Source organism: Subsaximicrobium wynnwilliamsii (genome assembly GCF_007997225.1).
GTDB classification, from domain to species: Bacteria; Bacteroidota; Bacteroidia; order Flavobacteriales; family Flavobacteriaceae; genus Psychroserpens; species Psychroserpens wynnwilliamsii.
Window position 1 is genome coordinate 1 of sequence record NZ_VORM01000066.1, and the last position, 3,915, is coordinate 3,915.

Below are 3,915 nucleotides of genomic sequence, written 5' to 3' on the forward strand. Positions count from 1 at the left end.
ATAATCTCACGAGAATTTGGAACATAATAAAACAAGACAATACGACGGGCTTTGACATGATTGAGACACTAGAAACCGCCATAAACCTATTTTTAGCCTGTATAGCAACATTTGCCAATCACAATAGGAAAATTAAAATGGCACTCGCGGTTTAAAACAAAATCTGTAATTTGTTTCTACTAACAAAAATCAAGGCAGGTTATTAGACGGACTGGCGTTGCCCACAATATGAAAAAACTGCTTGCAATAATATTTTTACTTATTTCTAACTTCGGTTTTAGTCAAATAAAAGCAGTGATATTTGACAAGGAAACTAAAGAAAAAATATCATATGTTAACATTTGGATAGAAAATGAAAATATCGGAACTACCTCAAATGAAAATGGAGAGTTTGTTATTGACAGTTCTAAAGGAGAAATTTTGATTCTCTCAAGTTTAGGATATGAAACGATGAAAATCAATTTAAAAAAAATCCCTTCTAAAATATTCTTGCTTCCAAAATCGTATGAATTAGATGAAGTAATTGTTTCAACGAAAAAAGAAAATAAGGAAAAAGTAATTGGAGCATTTAAAGATTCTGAAATTGGATTTTTCTACGCTACAGAAAAAAATCCTGAAATTAAAGCTAGATTATTTGATTTTGATTCAACTTATTTAGAAACACCTTTTCTAAAAAGTATAAAATTAAGAATCTATAGCGATGTAAAAAATTCTAAATTCAATATCAGATTTTATTCAGTTGGAGAAAACGGGCAACCTGATAAACCTATTTATGAAAAAAATATAATTGGAATTTCTAAAAAAGGAACAAAAAACTTGGAAATTGATTTATCGGATTTAAATATTTCCTTTCCAAGTGATGGACTCTTTGTAAGTTACGAATGGCTAATACTCGAAGAAAATGAATTTAAGGTTTCATTTCTAATCAAAGATTCTAAAAAAAGAATTGAAAAAACTCTTTATGAACCAAAAGTTGGACTTTTACCTACAACACAAAATACAAATAGTTGGTTATATAAAAATGGGAAATGGGAAAAATCAGAAAGATTTAAAGGAAATAGCCCAAAGCCATATTTAGATAATTATGAAATTTTAGCAATTGAATTAAAGCTGACTAATTAAAAAATACTGTGGGCAAAGCCGTGTATAATTAATTGCTTGGTTTTAGACTACTTACGAAAATCCTCGCGGATTTTCTATTCGGTTTTTATTTGTTAAATTCCGTGTTTAACCACGCAACTAATCATACACAAAACCGTTAGGCACAATGCCGACAAAAATAACGGTAAAAATGAAACACCTAAAACAAAAGCTTTTACGAAATCATAGCCCACCAAATGCTTATATTTGGGATACAATTATCAATTTTTAAAACAATTTAACAATATGAAAACATTATTTTTCTTTTTAGTGTTAGCGACATCTTTAAGCCTAAATGCACAAATCACAAAAGGCAATTGGCTTGTTGGTGGAGATGCAAGTTTTAATAGTTCAACGGTTAATGATAGTGACGGAAATGAAGTTGGTAAATCTAGCGGAATAAGAATTTTTCCTAATATTGGACATTTCTTTTTTGACAAATTCGCAGTTGGTTTAACGCCAAGTTTCTTCTACAGTAAAACCAAAAATGGTCCTTCTAGTGTAGGGTATGGCATTGGTCCTTTTGCTAGATATTACTTTTTAAAACCTGAAAATCGCATTAATTTGTTTGCCGATGCAAATTTTATTTATTTCTCTTCTAAAACAAAAGGATTTTCTTCAACAAGTAACTCATCTTACAGAATAAAAGCAGGTCCGGTTTTGTATTTTAATAGTAGCGTAGCTTTAGAATTTACTATCGGTTATAACTCTGCTAACTTCAGCACTACAACTAATACTGTTGAATTAGGCTTTGGCTTTCAAATACATTTAGAAAAATAATATTTTATCAAAATAACAAAATTATGAAATCAAAAATACAACTCTTAATAATTCTAATTACATTTTGTACTTATAATACATATGGACAAATTACAACAGAAATAATCGATGTTCTTGTAAATAATCAAACAACTGTAAGTAATTGTAGTTTGATAGATCTAGAAGACAACAGCAACATTAGTTTAACAATTTATTTTAAACTTACAAAACCAAGTAATCAAGCTCTTGGGACAACAAATGTAAAAGCGTTGTTAAAATATTCGAATTCTTCTAGTGGAGATGACAAAGGTAATTATACTGTTCAATCAAATAGTTGGGGTAATAATGACACAGAGTTCTATGGACAAATACCGATTAGTGTTTCTGAAAACGAAATCCAAGTAAATAGCAGTAGTATTTTTATTAAATCCATAACTGATAGTGGTGTTGAATCTAATAGTTGTGAATATTCTCTTGAAAAAGACGAAGTGCCGTCATTTAGTCTTTCACCAACAAGTACAACGGTTTCTTGTGGTAATTCATCACCAAAAACTTTTACGGTAACACCATCAAATATTCCTAGTGGAGCAAGTGTTGAATATCAATGGAATGTTGGTAATGGTTGGCAGGACACCAGTGGTAATAATGTGTCAAATTTCACAACAACTACAAGCAGTGTTACGCTTGTACCATTTGCTTATCCACCAAACAATGTAAGAGTTACACCAGTTTTAGATGGAGATAATTATCCACAACTAACAAGTACAGTTAGTTTAGGTAATTTTAATCCTAGTTTTCTTGAAATTACAGGAAATGATAATGTATGCGATAGTGAAATTTATAGTATTGTTAACCTACCAAATAATGTTTCTATTTTAGGTCACGGTTCATCTAACAATAGTATTGCTACTGCAACTTTGGATACTTCTAGTGGAGAAATTACAGTAAATAAGGTGTCTGACGGTATAATTACGCTTACAGTAATTTTACAAAACAGTTGTTCGCAAAATTTTACATTAACAAAGGAAATAGAAATTGGTATACCTACTTCTGTGTTCAACGCTAGTATAGCAGGTAATTCTTCTGTTTGTCAAGGACAATCTTATACTTATACATTAAATAGTGCTAATCATCCTTGTGCAGGCTCTATTGTTTGGAGTGTATCATCTAATTTAAATATCGTTTCGCAAAATTCTAATAGTGTAACGATAACTAAAAACCCTTTTAGCACTGAATATGCAGGAGAAATAACCGCTAGCTTTTCTGGTAGTACAATAGAAATTAAAAAGGGTGTTTGGGTCGGTGTGCCAAGTAATGACGGTTTAACAATTCAGAAAATAGGTAGTTATAACTTATATGCTGGTCAATGGTCAAAACTTAGAGCTAGATATATTCCGCTAACTTATGAGTCAAACGACCTCTTGAATATAACTTTTGAATGGCAAATACCAAATAGTATGATTAGAAATTACGCTGATACAGCTTATAAAGATGTAAAACCAAGAAGTTCAGGGCAACTTAATATTGGTGTTAGAGTAAATTGCGAATGTGGAAATGGAGAATGGAGATATAGACTATTTGATGTCGATGGCGGAAATGGAAATGGTGGAGGAGTATTAATACCTGTTGGTGGAAATTAGAAAATAAAGCACTGTGCCTAACAATGTATATAAAAAATAGCAGTTTAGAGCTAAACCAAAGGTTTGGTTCTTTTCTGCTATTATTGTTTATAATCTGAAAAAAAACAGCATATTTATCTGCTACTTTTCATATACGAGAACGTCAGACTGTCTAATAACTTGTTCATGCTTTTCAAGAAAGACCCAAGGTCATTTTTTAGCTTTTTTGTATCTTAATAGTATGAAATACATATCTGGCAAAGACAGAAGACAGACCTGCCTCTTCCCCGTTTCCCTGGAAGATTCCATTGACCAATTTAACAGTGTGAGAGCCATTGACCAATTTGTAGAACAGCTTGATCTGGAAAAACTTGGTTTTCGAAGAGACTTCATTGAA

The 3,915-nt window shown here is 31.1% G+C and carries 3 protein-coding genes; all 3 read left to right on the plus strand.

From position 1 onward, the window contains the following. Window positions 1-228: 228 nt before the first annotated feature. The 3 genes from ESY88_RS20390 to ESY88_RS20400 all read left to right on the plus strand — a co-directional run bounded on the left by ESY88_RS20390 (window position 229) and on the right by ESY88_RS20400 (window position 3,539). Window positions 229-1,122 (plus strand): carboxypeptidase-like regulatory domain-containing protein, encoded by an 894-nt coding sequence (locus ESY88_RS20390; protein WP_147088535.1) that lies wholly within the window; start codon window positions 229-231, stop codon window positions 1,120-1,122. A 264-nt stretch (window positions 1,123-1,386) separates the two neighbouring features. Continuing rightward, entirely contained in the window at window positions 1,387-1,920 is a 534-nt protein-coding gene (locus tag ESY88_RS20395) for an outer membrane beta-barrel protein (protein WP_147088536.1), read from the plus strand. A gap of 23 nt (window positions 1,921-1,943) precedes the next feature. Then, on the plus strand, window positions 1,944-3,539 hold the full coding sequence (locus ESY88_RS20400; protein ID WP_147088537.1) for a hypothetical protein: 1,596 nt from the start codon (window positions 1,944-1,946) through the stop codon (window positions 3,537-3,539). Window positions 3,540-3,915: the final 376 nt, after the last annotated feature.

What these genes read in the sequence shown, in the direction of transcription:
- ESY88_RS20390 (WP_147088535.1), top strand. Translation starts at nt 229, where the DNA reads ATGAAAAAACTGCTTGCAATAATATTTTTACTTATTTCTAACTTCGGT.
- ESY88_RS20395 (WP_147088536.1), top strand. Translation starts at nt 1,387, where the DNA reads ATGAAAACATTATTTTTCTTTTTAGTGTTAGCGACATCTTTAAGCCTA.
- ESY88_RS20400 (WP_147088537.1), top strand. Translation starts at nt 1,944, where the DNA reads ATGAAATCAAAAATACAACTCTTAATAATTCTAATTACATTTTGTACT.